Genomic DNA, 17,937 nt, shown 5'->3' on the forward strand with positions numbered 1-17,937 from the left:
TTTATCACTCCTGTAGTATTTTTCTTCGTTACGGGTGCTTACTTTGCTGCGACTAATTGTTCAAGTTCGAGACTGATGGTTTTGGATCGTTTTGCGGCTTGTTTGACCGCCTGTTCGATCGCTTCGCCTCCGCCGCTTTCCTCCAAGGCCTTTAAACCGGCGGCAGTCGTACCGTTAGGGGAAGTGATGTTGTCTTTGAGAACAGCTGTATCTTCAGAGCTTTCCAACAGCATTTTGGCGGCGCCTAACAATGTCTGCGCGCCGATTTCCCTCGTTAGTTTTTGGCTTAATCCAGCCTCGGCTCCCGCTTTTTCGATGTGCTCCATTAAATAATAAAAGTAAGCAGGCCCGCTGCCGGCAATGCCGGTGAAAATGTCCATTTTGCTTTCTTCGATGGAATAGACTTCTCCCATGCATTGAAGCAGTTGTTTCGCGGTTTTTGACAGATCGGCTGTTACATGGCTGCCTTCGGCCATGGCGGTTGCAGATGCGCCGATTGCACTTGAGGTGTTAGGCATGATTCGGATGACAGGCTGCATGTCGTGCAGCTCGTTTTCAATAAATGAAATTGATATGCCAGCTAAAACTGACACGATAAGCTGATGGGGTTGAATATGCGGTTTCATTGAAATAAGAGCACTCTCTGCATCTTTCGGCTTCATCGCCAAGATGAAGCAATCGATGTTCTGATAGTCAAGTTCTTCTTTTCTGACGCCTCGTATTCCATATTTCTGCTGGAGTTCTTCTAAACGCCGGTGGTTCGTGTGGTTTGTAACATAGATTTGCGAAGCAGGCAGTTTTTTGGATTGAACGATGCCTGAGATCATTCCCTCTGCCATTGATCCTGCCCCTATAAAAGCTACGTTTTTTTGATTAAAGATCTTTAACATCTCCCTTTGTTCGCATTTCTGTTCGTATTTTTCGAACACGGTTAGTATATTAACACTTTAGATATTTATGTCAAGTTTGCGTGTTTTGATTGGACGGCGCAGGTCATGTGAAAAATGGAGATTTTTGAAGAAAAAAGAAGGCTGAAAGCAGATTTTTCAGCTTCAATTGCACTTTTTGTCGTTTGTCTTTCCTCCATTTGAAGGCCGTTTGAATGATTTAACGGAATTTTTTAGAGATTGACAGCCTTTCGGACCGGTAAAAAAGTATGATCCTTTAGCCGTGTGAGCGCAAATAGAAAAGGGCGGGCTCGAAGCTTGTCGAACCCGCGCTTGCCAATATCAATATGTTGTAACGTAAAGCTGCCCTTCATCGCCGCGCCATTCCGCATAAAGCACCTCTTGATACTGTGTAATGCCTTGACTTGATAATTGATTTTGCAGCCAAAGCTCATCAAAGCCGGCTTCATGCAGATTGTTCTTTTCAAGCTCGCCGTCGAGGATTACCGGCACCGGGAGCTGAACCGGTTTGTAAGGGATGTTTAAGTCTTCTTTTGTCGGCATCCCGTATTTATGTTTTGGGAGGACGCTGATCGAACCGTCTGTTTCAAGGATGGCATATTGGATCTCGTTTAAGGAAAAACAGCCTTTTTCACGTGCCAATGTCTGCAGCTGGTTCAGGTCCAATTTATTTTTTTTGAGGGCGCTGTAATCGATTTTTCCTTTATTGATCACAATGCTTGGCCTGCCCTCGAGAAAACCTCTGATGTTTTGCACTTTTTGTGATAATACTTCTATTGAATAGATTAGAATGGCCCAAACGAGGATGGCGAAAAGGACTTTCCAGATGGTGACATCCTGATCGAAAATCGCGTTTCCAACCATCTCCCCCAATATTAAAGCGGAAATAAAATCAAACGGCGTAATTTGGGCAAATTGGGTTTTTCCCAGAATTTTCGTCATCAGAAATAAAGCTGCAAACCCTATCGTCAGTTCGACTACCAAGTGTACATATTCCATCAAGGTTCCCTCCCGAATCTCTCTCTTCATTGTTAACAATCGGGATGCAGTTTAAACCAGAGGAATACTTTTCCTGAGAAATAGGATCATCTGCTGCGCCGCGCCTTCTGCCCATCCATTGTATTCTTCAAAAAATAGCGGCGTCGTGCCAAACTCTTCTTGGATCAACCAGATCAAGCTGAACGGCCGCCTTTTTTCAATCCGGCTGATTCCGGGCAGTTCGGGAACGCTTAGTCCCGATCATCCTAAACAGGCGGCCCGGTTAACTAAAGTCCCTCCATGCGGCAGGCTCTCTTTTACGCCCTCTTCCTCCAACGATCGACTTTATATGATCCCTGTTTCTTCGGACATCTGATTGTTTCTGCCTGGCATGTTTCATAAGGCTTACAGATCCAAGAGTGGCAAGAAAAACACATAAAACAACTGCCACTGAATATAAATCAAAATCGAGAAAGATTTTCACGAGACTATACGAAATGACAAGTGAAAAAACCGGTGAAACAACCCATACTTTCATTAACTTCAAAATCACGCTTTTACGAAAAATTGCCCTTCCCTTTTCAGAAAGGCCAATCCCGATGATGCTGCAAGTCGTAATCTGGGTTTGCGGCACGGGAATGCCGAATAGCGAAGCGCCGATGACCAGGGACGCACCGAGTCCGGAAACACATGACCCTTGCAAAAGCGAAAACTCGGTGATTTTTTTTCCATTCGTCTCAATGACTCTGCTTCCAAGGCAAATGGCTCCGATAGCTACGAACAGCCCCCCAAGAAACGTTCCGCTGCTGACTGACAAGAGGCCTGCTCCAACGAGAGGTCCGACGGAATTGGCGACATTGTTCATTCCCGCCGAAAAGGCTTCTAAAAACCCGGTTAAAATCACTAGTGCGGTGAGCAGCCGCGCCCATTTTTGCTGTTTGAGCCACCGCAGCCTCTTCTCGGCTTTTTTCAGCATTTGTCCAATGAAAAAAGCGAGAAAAAAAGCGGCAATCGGAATGATCAGCCAATACATGACGATCACCAACAGCTTATCGGTAAATACCGCTTGAAACGCGACGCCGACCCCGACAATCGAGCCGACCGTCACCTCGCTGGTTGAAAGGGGAATCCCCGCGATGTTTGCAATAAACAGCGAAATCGCAGATGCTCCGAGGATAATCACGACAATATGCACATTGAGAATAGACGCGGGGATAATGCCTGAACCGATTGTTTTCACAACCTCTCCTCCGCCTATCATGGCGCCTAGAAATACACCGATTCCGCTGATCCACAAGGCCGCCTGCCTTTTCCGGACGGCGCCTGCGCCATACGCTATTCCCATTGAAGCTGCTGCTCCGCTCGCTCCTATGTTCATGGCAAAAAACAAAGCGATAATGAATGCCAAAATGGTAATCGTCATCTTTTACCCAGCTCCTACCGGAATTGATGCAGCCCGCATTCTGTTTTTTCCTGACGGGCCCACCTTCCCGCTCTTAAATTGCCGCCGTCTGCCACGGGAGACGTACACACCTCACAGCCGATGCTCGGATAATCTTGATCATGAAGTTTGTGATACGTCAGCTGATTCAGCTTAATGTAAGTCCAGACATCTTCCCATGTCCAGTGAATAAGGGGGCAGATTTTAATCAGTTTAAAATTGTCGTCTTTGTTGATATAACGGACATGTTTCCGTGTTTCCGACTGCTCCCGCCTCAGCCCGGTCATCCATGCCTCCATCCCTGACAGATGCTCTCTGAGCGGCTCGATTTTGCGAAGGCGGCAGCAATGGTCCGGATGGCGTTTCCAAAGTTCGCTGCCATAGCGTTTTTCCTGCTCTTCAAGCGAGAGGCCGGGTTTTAAAAAGCGAATCGACAGACCCGGATAGCGATCTTTCACTTCATTGATAAGTTCATATGTTTCCGGAAAATGCAGTCCTGTATCTAAAAACACGATGTCCGCTTCTTTCACAACTTTTGAAATCAAGTCGATCAAAACGATTCCTTCCGCGCCGAAACTGCAGGCATAAACGATTTTTTGATATGTGCTGTACGCCCATTTCAAAACGTCCATCTCGCCGCTGAAGGTATCCATCACCTCTTCAGAAGCTTTTTCATTCCATGTGTGATACGTTAAAACATCGTTCATCGATTTTCCCCCAATACGTCCTAAAGGTTTTCTTACCCCCTGATACGAAACATGAACTGAAAGAACATATAGGCAGATTATTCACTTTTCAAACGAAATGTGATCTGGAAATTGTTATGATTTCAGCAATTTTGTGAATATCTGAAAGACCCGGCGCGCCAAATTGAAATAACCGATTCATATCAGTCAATCCTTACATCTGTCTTGCGACACTAAAAATAAAAACGGACGGTGAGAGATCCGGATTTGATATACTGATATATTTTCTAATGTGAAGTAAGGGCTTCGCGAATCTGTCGCGGTCCTTCTTTTTACGTCAGTTTTCATTGTGAAGAACTGGTGAGGAACCATATGAAAGGACGGCGAATATACTTACTTTGACTTCACAAAATGGATAGATACCTAGTTGAGAAGCAAGCCAGGCGATGAGAGGCTAACATGCTGCCTAATGGGGAGGTGGACGAAGATCACTCCTTGCCGAACGGCAACACATGAATGGGAGAAACGATAAACAGGAAAAGGTGAATTCTTATTGTGACAGCTGAATAATGGCCGACAGACATTTACCTAAAAGGATGAAAGATACAGCAGATTGTGAGGGGTAATCAATGATTTCTTCTGAACTGATACTGCCCGACAGGCAGCTTAAACCAAGATTGAAAGGGATCACCATCCTGATTGATAACGGGGTTCCCTTGAACTTTTTTAAAGATACGATTCACGGAGCGGCAGATTATATAGATTTTGTGAAATTTGGATGGGGAACGTCTTTAATTACGAAATATTTGGTTGAGAAAATCGATTGTCTGAAGCAAAATGACGTTCAATTCTTTTTTGGCGGAACATTGTTTGAGAAGTTTTTAAGCCAGGATAAAATTGAAGATTACTATCGCTACTGCAAATTATATGGATGTCGTTATGTGGAAATATCAAACGGAACGGTCCGTCTCTCTAATAAAGATAAAGCAAGCTTTATTTCCGATTTTTCGAAAGAGTTTCACGTGTTCAGCGAAGTCGGCAGCAAAGACAGCGCCCTCAGCAGTGAGCTGGAGTCATCCGAATGGATCGATTACATCCTCGAAGATCTTGAAGCCGGGGCCGAGAAAGTGATCACGGAAACGAGGGAAAGCGGCACGAGCGGGCTGTGCAAAAGCGATGGAGAAATGCGGTCCCAGCTTATTGAGGAGATTCTTCATTCCGGCATCGCTTCAAGGGATTTAATTTTTGAAGCGCCGACGAAACAGCTGCAGACGTGTTTCATTGAAAAAATCGGTCCTGACGCCAATTTGGCTAATATACCGTTTCAGGATGCCATTCCGCTTGAAACGCTGAGACTGGGACTTCGATCAGATACATTTTATTTATATGATTAGGGTCGTTTGAAGAGCGGCCTATTTTTTATTGCGGAGACTGGCGATAGGCATCAATAACGGACGGAAGCGAATCTGATAAATCGCATCGATGATCCTCGTCGAAATCCACTGGCAGATTAGAGCTTGGATAACGATTCCCCAGGCGATGACAGACGCCGTCAAAAGGAAGATGAATGCGTTCATCATAAACAGCGCAGTTCCCGGTTTTCCGCCGCGGTAAATCGATATCATTAAAGCCAGTGCGCCAAAACCGCCGTTCGAAATATTGTATTTATATAGCAGTCCAACCCCCGTCCCCAAAAGGACGGATCCGTAAAATAAATCCAGCCAGATATTGTTCGTCGTCATGAAGGGCATGCAGGATTCGAAGATCTGCACCGAAACGGACGTCATGGTAATCGCCCCCATCGTCCCGAAGACCGTCACGGGTTCAAGCCATTTAACGGCCGTCAAAAGCAGCGAAAAGTTGACAGCCCAGACGGTTAATCCGTGCGGAACCTGAAACCAAAAATTGAGCAAAACAGCGATGCCGGCTGCGCCTCCTGAAGGAATATGGTTCGGAAACAAAAACAGCGCCATGCCGAGACCCTGTAACACGCTGCCCAACACGATAGCATGTACGATTTTGAGCTTTCTTCCCATACGGATATAATCCCCTTTAAAGAAACTTGTCCTCTTCCTACTATATGTAAGGGGAAATGAAAAATATCACATTTTTTCGAGTTGGCGCTATCACATGTAAGACGAGCCGTCCCATCCATACGCTTCTACGAGCTCTGTATCGATTTCGATTTTGTCCGGGACTTGAATGCAGCCGTTTTTTATGCTGACGGGCACGAGTTGTGTGAACGGATTCTCCATCGCATCCCATTCGAGCGGTTCGATATCTTCTCCGTCCATTTTGGTCCAAGGCGGCAGACAGGCTTGTCCGAAAACGGCGTACATTCTTGAAAGTCCGCCGTCATAGCTGTGGGGAGAAACCCTTTTTCCGAAATGCCTGGCAAGTTGCAGAACGGTTTGAAAATCGTCTGTGCCGTTACAGTGCATAACATCGGGCTGAGCAATATCGATTGCGTTCTCCAAAAAAATCGGCAAAAACGGTTTTGCGCCTTTTACATTTTCTCCTCCGGCAACCGGAACAGAAAGCGCTGAACGCAGCATCCGGTATTCAGCGGGGACGTCAAACGGCATGGGCTCTTCAAACCAAAGCACGTTGCCCCAGGCGGAAAACCACGTTTCCCACTTCCGTGCGGCGGCCTGGTCGTAACTCTGGTTTGCATCGAGGATCAGTCCGGTGTTTTGCCCTGCCATCTCCTGGAACGCCTGAATATGCGCCAAATCTTCGGAAAACACCTTGCCTCCCGCTTTCAGCTTGACGGTTTTAAATCCGGACCGCACGGCTTTTTCGACGAGCCGGAGGGAATGGCGGCTCCAATCGGGCCTGTCTGAATACGATTGGAATGACGCATAGACCGGGATCTGCTCCCTCAGTTTTCCTCCCCATAATTCACATACTGAAAGGCCTGCTTTTTTCGCCGTGATGTCCGTTAAAGCCATGCTTACAGCAGCGGCGGCCCGTTGATGCCACTTTTTGATGACGGTGACAAGCTCCGTGCGATTGCCCGCTTCTTTTCCAATTAAGTAAGGAATAATCCGTTTTTTAAAGCCCGCATCCAATGCAGGCAGCCAATCCGCGCATTCCCCCCATCCCGACAGGCCTGAAGCTGTCGTGATCCGAATCAGGTAGCACGTTCTGTAGCTTTTCAATCCGTTCGCATCGCCGTAAGGAGAGGAAAGCTTGTGGAACAGCGGAAATGTGTCAACCTTTTCTATGCGCATGTTTTTACCTCCCCTTCTATCTTGCGTCAGCAGGCTGCAGCCCTTTCTCCCCTTTTTTGGTGTCTTCCTTTTTGACGTGAATCATCGTCAGCACCAGCACACCGACGACTAAAGTCAGGCCAGCAATCGACATAAACATGCCGAGTTTCGACCATTCCATCAACCTCCCGAAAATCGGCGGACCGATCGCGACGCCTAAAAATCTGACCGATCCGTACAGCGAGGTCACAAAGCCGCGCCTCTCTTTTCCGACAGCCCCGGTTATGAAGCTGTTGACACACGGCAGAACAAAGCCTGTACCGATGCTGCTGATGACAAGGATCGAAATAAAAGGAATGAGCGCGGAGAAAAAAGACAGTGTGCCGTAGGAAATCGTAATCAGAGCAAGACCGATGACCATCATTTTTTTCATCAGCCGCTGGTTTTGTCCAATTTTACTGCCTGTTATATATGATGTTGTACACATCACAAGCAGAGGGATCGCCAAGATCAGACCTTTCTTTACGCCGTCTGTATGAAATTCTTTTTCCAAAACATCAGATAAGTAAAAGAGGATGCCAAACAGAGTAAACAAACAGACGGCTCCTGCGAGATATGCGGTGAAAAGCCATCTGCCCTCATGTTTAAAAACGCTTGTCAGCCCTTTCACATATTTTCCGAGAGGCGGCGGCTCTTTTTTCTTGTCTTTTTCTTTGATAAAAATCCAAGTCAAAATGATCGGTGCAATACAGAAAGCCGGAAATGCAAAAAACACCCAAAACCAAGCGATCAATGCAATCAATGATCCTAAAATCGGAGACAGCACTTTTCCGAAGCCGTTCGAGGCTTCAACGAGACCGAGCACCCGGCTTTCTTCAGACCCTTTAAAAAGGTCTCCTGTCAGCGCCATTGCGATCGGCGCTGTACCGGCTGCCCCAAGCCCCTGCAGTCCTCTCCCGAAAAGCACCCACGGGAAGGCGTTCGCAAAGGTCGTCGATGCAAATCCTGCAAGAATCCCGCCGGCCCCGTAAAGGAACAAGCACGGAATAATCACCACTTTCCTTGAGAAGCGGTCCGCCAAGTAACCCAGCAGCGGAATAAAGAGCGCTGCAGTGATCGAAAACACGGTAATGACAAGGCTGACTTGAAATTGCAACAAATTAAGTTCAGATTTCATCTTCGGCAAAATCGGAATCAGCATCGAATTTCCCAACGTCATGATCAATGGGATCGACCCGATAGCGACAACCGTCATGCCAGAGGTTTGTTTTTCTGCCATAAGTTTGTACATCCTTCCTTATTCATAATGAACTGTAAAGTTAGGTAATCCGTTTGGCCCGTCATTAACTGAGCTTCGTTCCGGGCCGTTTTTCAGGTTCGCGCCGGCCGAGCCGTTCCGTATACAAATCGATATCCACCGCATACCTCGGCCTTCTTTTCACTTCGGTGAAAATCGTTCCGATATATTCGCCGATAATGCCGATCCCCATCAATTGCAAACCGCCCAAAAACCATATCGAAATGATCAACGAAGCCCAGCCTGCATTCGTGTAGCCGAGCAGCTTTTGAATCATGGCATATATACCTGCGATACAGCTTAGGAAAAATAAGAAGAAGCCAATCAGGGTAAAAAAACGAATCGGAGCGACACTGAATGACGTAATCCCGTGAAAAGCGAAAGACAGCATTTTTTTCAGCGGGTATTTCGTTTCTCCAGCCAGCCGCTCTTTACGGTCATAGTAAACTTTGGTCGACCGAAGGCCGATCAAAGGCACGAGACCGCGCAGGAAAACATTTGCTTCTGCATAGCGGCTGAGCTCTTCAAGCGCCCGTTTATTCAAAAGCCGAAAGTCGGCATGGTTATCGACCAGCTGGATGCCGAGCTTATTCATGATCCGGTAGAACCATGCGGCTGTCGTTCGTTTAAACCATGTATCCGTTTTCCGGCTGCGGCGTACTCCGTAGACGATTTCATAGCCTTCATGATATTTTTCGATAAACCGGCGAATCGCCGAAATGTCATCCTGAAGGTCGGCATCGATTGAAATAACGCAATCCGATCTTTGCTTCGCTTTATCGAGTCCGGCTAAGAGAGCTTTTTGATGCCCCGAATTACGGGCCAGCTTCAAGCCTGTCACATAGCGGTTTTTTGTGCTTTCCATAGCAATCAGCGGCCATGTGCGGTCCGTCGATCCGTCATCGACAAACAAAAGCTTGCTCTCTGCAGAGATCAGCTTGTCTGCTGTGAGATCATCCAATACCGCAGTCAGCTGTTTTGCGGTTTCGGCAAACACGTCCTCTTCGTTATAGCAGGGTATGACGATTGTCAGCAAAGGCTGTTGAAGATTCAATTTGCTTCCTCCTTATCGATGCTTATTTCGCTTCATATACATAGATGTTCCAAGCGGACTGCGGGTGGCTGAACCGCTTTAAAAACGCCAGCTTGTTTTGTTCTGCATTCATAATCGGAACCGAAGAAAAAATATAGCGCCCCCCCATTTTTTTGAACGCTTCAGTGTTCAATTCGAGGTTCGTGATTTTTTTCTTCGTGTTCTTTTTGAACGCGTAATGTTTTCCGAGCTCGTCAACAAACAAGTAGCAGCGGCTCCCCCACTCATCGAAATAGCGCTTCAGGACCGGATTTTTATCAAGCTCTTTGGCGATGATTTTCCGAAATTGATACTTGTATTTCAGCGGATAAATATTGGCATACGTATCAAGTGTATAAAAACCGTTATACTGCGCAATCGCGGGATGCAGGCCGATGCTCGCCACCCGGTAGGAATCGGGAGAACGGCCGATGAACCGTTTGATCTGTTTGAACTGATCTGATGCATAAAATTCCCGAAAGGTCGGGGCGTGGTGGTATGCGCCGTAAGTCAGCTCTTCATGAAACGGTATAAGCACGAGCAGCTGGGCGACCAGCGCGGCATGGACGAACTGCCGCCATCGCTTCCCCATTTTCCACAATATGTAGCATGCAACGGCAAAGCTTGCATATATCACAAGAGGACGCAAAAAGTGAAAACGCGCGAAATTGAATGCCGAAAGCAGACTGATCTTTTCCTTGGGAAGCGCCCATAGCTTGTTGAACCAGAGGGCATACCATAAAGAAAGCGCATAATTTAAAATGAATAAAAAGATGAACAGCTTTTCTTCGCTTGGCCGCTTTTTTCGTTGTCTCGCAACGACGAGCCCGAAAGTGAGCACAATCAAAGGCAGTATCACTGCCGTATGGACGGTCATGACATGATTGTGGCCGAGCACGAAATTTTTAAATGACAGCCGAAACGAATGAAGGATGTCATGCCTGGATGAAATAAATTCAACCCGATGCATCGTTTCGCCTGAAGCGAAAACCGAATAAACAAGCCGGTATTCTATCGCCAGAAAAATGCCTGTCATGAGAGCGATGCTTCCGAGAAAGCGAAGGTTAAAGCTCCGCTTTGTAACCAAATCATAAAGCCAAATCAGCGAAACGGCCGCCAGGAAAAAGAAGAAACCGAGCACAAAGCTTGAGTAAAGCGGCAAAAGCGCAAGGATCGCCCATTCTTTCCATGAGTCTCTTCCTGCCCTGATGTTTAAAAACGCCCATAAAGCGAAAGGATGGCCAAGCGTGCTGAGCATTCCCGAAGGCCAAAAAGGTGTCATGGCAAAAGCAAGCGATACCGCGATTCTGATGAAATACGCTTTTTCATCGCGAATCACATGGCTTTTCAGCAGCAGATACATCCCGACAAAGGCAAACACCCTCGTGATCGTTTGGCTTATAGCGTATGCGGTCATCGAGGGAAACAGGGCATGAAGCCAGACAATGCCGCTCCATTCCGTTCCGTAAGCATCCCGCGGCAGTCCGTTGATGATTTGCGGAATAACGGCTTTAACACCGCCGAGCAGTTGACCGCTTTCCGCCAGCACCTTATACCATGCAATGTTGGAATCCAGGTTGTCATGCACGCGGATATGAGCGTCTTCATTTAATATGTAAAGCGGAAGGACATAGAGAAGAATGACACTGAATGCGAAAATCAAATATCGCTTTTCCTTGCTGGTCTTTTTGACGAATAACGACACGAATACCACATCCAATTTTGTTCTCTTTTGGAAATATAGAGCTTTTATCATATCGCTGTTATTATTCGTGGAAGCGTTTTGAAAAATTCATCAAAATGAAAAAAGCTGTCTGTTTCACCAGACAGCTTCGCTTTACCCATTACCAAGGGTACGGGTAGTAAGGGTAGTATGGATAAAAAGGAAAGAACGGATAGAAGAATGGATACGGATAAAACGGCGGTCTCGGTCTAGGGCGCGGTCTTGGCCGCGGATAGGGGTAGCCGCCATAGCCGCCATAAGTATAAGGCTGCTGTCTATCCGCATCCGCCCAGTCATCTTGATATTGATAAGTTTCTTCCACTGTTATAGCCTCCTTTATTGCGTTGCATAATTTAGGTTATGTTATATACCATGAAATGGAGTACGTACACAATTTTTTATCATTGCCTTTGTATAACTTCGAACAAATAACGATATGGCAAGTCGAATCAGCAGGTGAAAACTGTGAATCAAACAAAAAAACAGCCTGCCCTGTCAACCTAAAGAAGGTCGCAGGACAGGCTTTATTTATATGATGTGAATACCCCTTTGTTTTACGGCAGTACAGAACTCCCCATTAAATATTTGTCAACTTCACGGGCGACTTCGCGTCCCTCGTGAATCGCCCAAACGATCAGGCTTTGTCCTCTTCTCGCATCCCCTGCTGCGAAGACTCCATCGACATTCGTTTTATATTCCCCGTATGCTGCGTCAACTTTATTTCTCACCGTATTTACCCCGAATTGCTCAAGCAGCGGCTGTTCCGTTCCTTCAAAGCCGATGGCGATAAAGACATATTGAGCAGGCCATACTTTTTCCGTTCCCGGAATTTCGTGAAACTCAAATTTTCCTTGATCATTCTTTACTTTTTTCATTTGAATCGTATGCAGTTCTTTCAAATGGCCGTTTTTGTCTGCGACAAGCTTTTTCGTTTGGATCGAATATTGTCTCGGATCGCTGCCGAATGCTGCTTGCGCCTCTTCATAAGCATAGTCCAGTGAATGGACATGCGGCAGTTCCGGCCACATATTTTCGGCGGTTCTTGTATCGGGCAGCTTCGGATGTTTGCCGAACTGGACGACGCTTCGCGCTTTTTGGCGCAAGGCCGTTGCCACACAGTCTGCCCCGGTGTCTCCCCCGCCGATGACGATGACATCTTTATTTTTCGTATTGATAAACTGTTTATCTTTAAAATTCGAATCGAGCATGCTTTTAATAGTGCCTGTTAAATAGTCCATGGCAAAGTGGACACCTTTTGCTTCCCGGCCTTCAATCAAGAGATCGCGCTGTTTTTGGGCCCCTGTGCAAAGGATAACCGCATCGTACTGTTCTTTTAGCTCGTCGGCTGTAATATCTTTGCCGATTTCCGTATTGGTGACAAAGTCGATGCCTTCCTGCGTCAATAGTTTGATGCGGCGTTCGACAACGCTTTTTTCAAGCTTCATGCTTGGAATACCGTACATTAACAGGCCGCCCGGGCGGTCGCTGCGCTCATAAACAGTGACCGAGTGCCCCGCTTGATTCAATTGATCGGCGCTTGCCAGACCGGCAGGCCCTGAGCCGACGATCGCGATTTTCTTGCCGCTCCGTTTTTTCGGAATCCGCGGCTGAATCCATCCGTTTTCAAATCCTTTGTCAATAATCGTCCGTTCGATCCCTTTGATGGATACGGCCGGGTCGGAAATCGCCACTGTACAAGAGCCCTCACAAGGAGCCGGACAGACCCGCCCCGTAAATTCAGGGAAGTTGTTTGTCTTCAGAAGGCGGTCAAGCGCTTCTTTCCACCTTCCCTTGTAAACGAGGTCGTTCCATTCAGGAATTAAATTGTGAATCGGACATCCTGACGTATAACCTCCTATATCCATGCCGATTTGGCAAAAGGGGGTGCCGCAGTCCATGCAGCGCGCTCCCTGTCTTTTCGATGCTTCCTCAGAAAATGGAGACGAATATTCGTTCCAGTCATTTATCCGTGTGAGAGGATCGCGTTCAGCAGGCTTTTCCCGCTTGAATTCCATAAATCCTGTTGCTTTGCCCATTTTCCCCTCCCCTTTCTTACTGTGCCACCGCTTCTTTTGATGAAGCAGCCGCAGACGGTTCAATCTTTTGCTTCGTACCGGCTTCAAACGCGTACATCAGCGCTTCTTCATCAGACAAGCCGGCTTCTTTTTGCTCTTTAATCCGCTCTATCATTTGCTTGAAGTCTTTCGGAATCACTTTCACAAACCGGCCGACGGCCTCTTCCCAATGATCAAGTATCGAAGCTGCTTTTGAGCTTTCGGTATATCTGTAATGGTTTTCGATCATCGTTTTCAGTTCGGCGATTTCCTCAGGTGCTTCAAGTGTTTCAAATTCGATCATTTCAGGATTGCATTTTCGTTTAAAGGCTTTTTTGTCTTCGGTGTACACGTAGGCGATTCCGCCTGACATGCCCGCGGCAAAGTTTTTGCCGACGTCGCCGAGAATGGCGACGCGCCCGCCGGTCATGTATTCGCAGCCATGGTCGCCGATGCCTTCAACGACAACGCTGACTCCGCTGTTTCTGACGGCAAACCGTTCGCCGGCGAGTCCGTTAATATAAGCTTCTCCGCTTGTGGCACCGTAGAACGCAACATTTCCGACAATAACATTTTCACGGAATGCAGGGTTGAATTCGTCAGGCGCTTTGACGGCGATTTTTCCGCCTGAAAGACCTTTGCCGATGTAATCATTGGCATCTCCTGTCAAATACATTGTCATTCCTTTTGGTACGAACGCGCCAAAGCTTTGCCCCGCTGAACCTGTGAATCGGAGCGTAATCGTATCTTCAGGGAGGCCTTCTTCGCCGTAGCGCTTAGAAATTTCGCTTCCGGTTATGGCTCCTGTTACACGGTTGATGTTGCGGATTTCAAAAGATGCTTCCGCAGACGTGCCGTTTTCAACAGCTGACTGGACAGCGGGTAGAATTTGCGTAAGATCGAGCGATTCATCGATTTTATGGTTTTGCGGCGTACGGAATGTGCGTGCGCCTTCCGGCTGATATAGCAGGTTTGATAAATCGAGCTGACCCGCTTTCCAATGTGCTTTCGCCCGTTCACTGACACGAAGGACATCCGTGCGGCCCACCATTTCATCAACTGTTCTGAAACCGAGCCGGGCCATCAATTCGCGTACTTCTTCTGCGACAAAGAGCATGTAATTCACGATGTGATCCGGATCGCCCATGAACTTTTTGCGCAGCTCAGGGTTTTGCGTCGCTACCCCGACAGGGCACGTATCCAAATGACAGGCTCTCATCATAACGCATCCGAGAACAACGAGCGGCGCTGTGGCAAAACCGAATTCTTCGGCTCCTAAAAGCGCAGCCATGACAACGTCTCTGCCGGTCATTAATTTGCCGTCTGTTTCCAATACGACGCGTTCGCGCAAACCGTTCATCATTAGTGTTTGATGAGCTTCGGCGAGCCCTAGTTCCCATGGGAGGCCGGTATGCTTAATACTTGTTTTCGGTGATGCTCCAGTGCCCCCGTCATAGCCGCTGATGACGATGACATCGGCGGTCGCTTTGGCGACTCCGGCTGCAATCGTGCCGACCCCGGCTTTAGCGACAAGCTTTACACTGATCCGTGCATCGCGGTTGGCGTTTTTCAAATCATGGATCAACTGTGCCAAATCTTCAATCGAGTAGATGTCATGGTGCGGCGGCGGTGAAATCAAGCCGACCCCAGGCGTAGATCCGCGAACATTTGCAACCCATGGATACACTTTGTTGCCAGGGAGCTGTCCGCCTTCTCCAGGTTTTGCACCCTGCGCCATCTTAATTTGCAGCTCGTCGGCATTGACGAGATAGTGGCTTTTCACACCGAAACGTCCTGAAGCAATTTGCTTGATCGCGCTGCGGCGGTTATCGCCATTCGCGTCTGGGGTAAAGCGCGCCGGATCTTCTCCGCCTTCCCCGCTGTTGCTTTTTCCGCCGAGACGGTTCATTGCAATCGCCAGCGCTTCATGGGCTTCCTTGCTTAAAGAGCCGAATGACATCGCCCCTGTTTTAAAGCGGCGCACAATCGATTCAGCGGATTCGACCTCTTCAAGCGGCAGCGGCTTCCGGTTTTCATCAAACGAGAAGAGATTGCGGAGAAAACCGATTCTTTCTTCATCAGCTGCTTGCGAATATTGTTTAAACAGGCTGTAATCACCTTTGCGGCATGCCCATTGCAGCGTGTGAATCGTTTTCGGGTTAAAAGCGTGGTGCTCCCCGCCTTTTCTCCATTGAAAATCGCTTCCCGAATCAAGCGTTTTGCTGAATGTATCTTCATAAGCTTCCCTGTGGCGGCGCTTTGCTTCTTCGGCAATCGTGTCCAGGCCGATTCCGCCGAGCTGTGATGCAGTTCCTGTGAAATAGCTGTCTATGACGTCTTTGTTGATCCCGACCGCTTCAAAAATCTGTGCGCCTCTGTAGCTTTGGACAGTGGAAATACCCATTTTGGACATCACTTTTACGACGCCCTCTGTCACGCTTTTGCTGTATTTTGTAACGGCTTCTTCATAGCTGATGGAGAGCGCTCCGTCTTCGACCGCCTGCTTGTATGTCGCATACGTGAGGTACGGATGAATCGCATCCGCTCCGTAGCCGATCAGGGCGGCAAAATGGTGAACTTCGCGCGCTTCACCGGATTGGGCGATAATGCTGACTTTCGTACGTTTTCCCGCGCGGACTAAATATTGATGCAAGGCACTGACGGCTAGCAGCGCAGGAATCGGCGCTTTCTGACCGTCCATTTTGCGGTCGGATAAAATAAGGAGAGTCACGCCTTCGGCGATCGCTCTGTCCGCTTCTTTAAACATATCTTCGAGACCGCTCTTCAAGTCGTCTGTAAAGAGCGTATGAATCGTTTTGCTTTTGAAATCCTTATGCACAAGTCCTTTTAAAGAATTGAACTGCGCGTTTGTCAAGACCGGTGTATATAATTTAATCCGGCGGCAGCTGCTTTCGTTCGGATGGAGAATATCGCCTTCCGCACCGAGCCATGTCAATGTCGAAGTGACGATCTGCTCGCGGATTGCATCAATCGGCGGATTTGTAACTTGTGCAAACAGCTGTTTAAAATAGTTGAACAGCGATTGCGGACGGTCTGACAACACCGCCAGCGGGACATCGTGACCCATTGAACCGAGCGGATCTTTGCCTTCTGTAATGACAGGAATTAAATATTTGTGAATATCTTCGTACGTAAAACCGAATGCTTTTTGGCGGGTCAATAGGTCAGGCACAGATTTTTCTTCGGTTTCCTCAATATCGTTTGAGACATGAACCAGTTCTTTACTGAGCCATTCCTGGTACGGAAACTCTCCGGCGATTTCGGATTTGACTTCTTCATCAGAGATAATCCGCCCTTCTTCAAGATCAACAAGAAGCATTTTCCCGGGATCCAGCCGGTCTTTATATAAGATATTTTCCTGTTCGACATCAATTACGCCGACTTCGGAGGAAAAAATAAGGTAGTCGTCTTTAGTGACATAATAGCGGGCGGGTCTGAGCCCGTTCCGGTCTAAAATGGCTCCGATCTGTTTTCCGTTTGTAAAAGAAATCGCAGTCGGGCCGTCCCACGGCTCCATTAAAGAGCTGTGATATTCGTAAAATGCCTTCTTTTCTTTTGACATGTACGGGTTCTCGTTCCACGGCTCGGGAATCAGCATCATTGCAGCATGGGCCGGCTTCCTTCCAGCCAGTACAAAGAATTCAAAAGCGTTATCCAGGATCGAGGAGTCGCTTCCGTTTTCATCCAGGATCGGCAAAACCTTCGGCAAGTCTTCACCGAATGCTTCAGAAACAAACTGCTGCTCCCTCGCTTTCATCCAGTTCATATTGCCGCGCAGCGTATTGATTTCCCCGTTGTGGATCAGATAGCGGTTCGGATGCGCCCTTTCCCAGCTCGGAAACGTGTTAGTGCTGAAACGGGAGTGAACCAATGCAAAAGCTGAGACGAAGTCCTCGTCCTGCAAATCTTCATAGAAAGCATCAACCTGCTCGGGCGTTAAAAGTCCTTTATATACGATGGTATTGCTAGAGAGGCTGACAAAATAGAACGTTTTCTCGTGTTCTTTTGCCCAATTTTCTGCCTGTTTGCGAATGATATACAACTTCCGTTCGAATGCCAGATTGTCTTTCAGCGTTTCATTTGCTCCGATGAATACCTGGCGGACGACCGGCGCGCTTGCCTGTGCAACTGTTCCGATTTTTCCGACATTTACAGGTACAGTTCGCCAGCCGAGCACCGTCTGCCCTTCCTGTTCGATCAGCTCGTTAATGCGCGCTTCGGTTTTTTCGCGCCCGCTGTCATCCTTAGAAAAGAAGATCATCCCGACGCCGTAGCGTCCTTTTTCAGGCAAGTTGAAACCGGCGCAGACTTTTTTGAAAAAAGCATCCGGAATCTGCATCATGATGCCTGCTCCGTCTCCGGTATGCGGGTCACTGCCCTGACCGCCCCGGTGGTCTAATTGGCAAAGCATTTGCAATCCTTTTTTGACAATATCATGAGTAGGAAGGCCCTTCAAATTAGCGTAAAGGCCGATTCCGCATGCATCATGTTCAAATTCAGGACGGTAGAGACCTTGTGCCTTTGGTAGTTGATTATAAGTCATTG

General features: G+C 47.7%; 14 protein-coding genes. 1 reads left to right on the top strand and 13 read right to left on the bottom strand.

Annotated elements, in window-relative coordinates:
* Positions 1-38 precede the first annotated feature (38 nt).
* The 5 genes from proC to QMZ64_RS11690 form a co-directional block, all read right to left on the bottom strand.
* Complete coding sequence (gene proC, locus QMZ64_RS11670) at positions 39-890, bottom strand: pyrroline-5-carboxylate reductase (protein WP_075754402.1); 852 nt, start codon at positions 888-890, stop codon at positions 39-41.
* A 339-nt stretch (positions 891-1,229) separates the two neighbouring features.
* Positions 1,230-1,907, bottom strand: a complete 678-nt coding sequence (locus QMZ64_RS11675; protein ID WP_075754373.1) for a DUF421 domain-containing protein — start codon at positions 1,905-1,907, stop codon at positions 1,230-1,232.
* A 51-nt stretch (positions 1,908-1,958) separates the two neighbouring features.
* Positions 1,959-2,084: a hypothetical protein gene (locus tag QMZ64_RS11680; RefSeq protein ID WP_265626860.1), complete on the bottom strand. Its 126-nt coding sequence runs from the start codon at positions 2,082-2,084 to the stop codon at positions 1,959-1,961.
* Positions 2,085-2,169: 85 nt separating this feature from the next.
* A complete protein-coding gene (locus QMZ64_RS11685; protein WP_279599912.1) occupies positions 2,170-3,309 on the bottom strand; it encodes a sulfate permease in 1,140 nt (379 codons plus the stop codon).
* 14 nt (positions 3,310-3,323) lie between these two features.
* The gene (locus QMZ64_RS11690; protein ID WP_020451712.1) at positions 3,324-4,034 is read right to left on the bottom strand and encodes a phosphoadenylyl-sulfate reductase; all 711 of its coding nucleotides are present in this window, start codon (positions 4,032-4,034) and stop codon (positions 3,324-3,326) included.
* A 608-nt stretch (positions 4,035-4,642) separates the two neighbouring features.
* Here QMZ64_RS11690 and QMZ64_RS11695 point away from each other — a divergent pair.
* Positions 4,643-5,407 carry a phosphosulfolactate synthase gene (locus tag QMZ64_RS11695; protein WP_265626859.1) on the top strand — a complete coding sequence of 255 codons (765 nt, stop codon included), beginning with the start codon at positions 4,643-4,645 and terminating at the stop codon, positions 5,405-5,407.
* A gap of 18 nt (positions 5,408-5,425) precedes the next feature.
* Here QMZ64_RS11695 and QMZ64_RS11700 read toward each other — a convergent pair whose 3' ends face one another.
* The 8 genes from QMZ64_RS11700 to gltB form a co-directional block, all read right to left on the bottom strand.
* Positions 5,426-6,049 (bottom strand): YitT family protein, encoded by a 624-nt coding sequence (locus tag QMZ64_RS11700; RefSeq protein ID WP_145652444.1) that lies wholly within the window; start codon positions 6,047-6,049, stop codon positions 5,426-5,428.
* Between the two features lie 90 nt (positions 6,050-6,139).
* Positions 6,140-7,246, bottom strand: coding sequence for a mandelate racemase/muconate lactonizing enzyme family protein (locus QMZ64_RS11705; protein ID WP_265626858.1), 1,107 nt, complete (start codon positions 7,244-7,246; stop codon positions 6,140-6,142).
* A 16-nt stretch (positions 7,247-7,262) separates the two neighbouring features.
* On the bottom strand, positions 7,263-8,504 hold the full coding sequence (locus tag QMZ64_RS11710; protein WP_483298500.1) for an MFS transporter: 1,242 nt from the start codon (positions 8,502-8,504) through the stop codon (positions 7,263-7,265).
* A gap of 64 nt (positions 8,505-8,568) precedes the next feature.
* Positions 8,569-9,576, bottom strand: a complete 1,008-nt coding sequence (locus QMZ64_RS11715) for a glycosyltransferase family 2 protein (protein ID WP_265626857.1) — start codon at positions 9,574-9,576, stop codon at positions 8,569-8,571.
* A gap of 22 nt (positions 9,577-9,598) precedes the next feature.
* Positions 9,599-11,299 carry a DUF6044 family protein gene (locus QMZ64_RS11720; RefSeq protein ID WP_301441317.1) on the bottom strand — a complete coding sequence of 567 codons (1,701 nt, stop codon included), beginning with the start codon at positions 11,297-11,299 and terminating at the stop codon, positions 9,599-9,601.
* A gap of 139 nt (positions 11,300-11,438) precedes the next feature.
* Positions 11,439-11,639, bottom strand: coding sequence for a hypothetical protein (locus QMZ64_RS11725; protein ID WP_265626856.1), 201 nt, complete (start codon positions 11,637-11,639; stop codon positions 11,439-11,441).
* 232 nt (positions 11,640-11,871) lie between these two features.
* Positions 11,872-13,353 carry a glutamate synthase small subunit gene (gene gltD / locus QMZ64_RS11730; protein WP_243940736.1) on the bottom strand — a complete coding sequence of 494 codons (1,482 nt, stop codon included), beginning with the start codon at positions 13,351-13,353 and terminating at the stop codon, positions 11,872-11,874.
* Positions 13,354-13,369: 16 nt separating this feature from the next.
* Positions 13,370-17,935 (bottom strand): glutamate synthase large subunit, encoded by a 4,566-nt coding sequence (gene gltB, locus QMZ64_RS11735; RefSeq protein ID WP_265626855.1) that lies wholly within the window; start codon positions 17,933-17,935, stop codon positions 13,370-13,372.
* Positions 17,936-17,937 lie beyond the last annotated feature (2 nt).

The sequence above is a fragment of the Bacillus sp. LB7 genome (assembly GCF_030449715.1).
In the GTDB taxonomy this organism is placed as follows: Bacteria; Bacillota; Bacilli; order Bacillales; family Bacillaceae; genus Bacillus; species Bacillus paralicheniformis.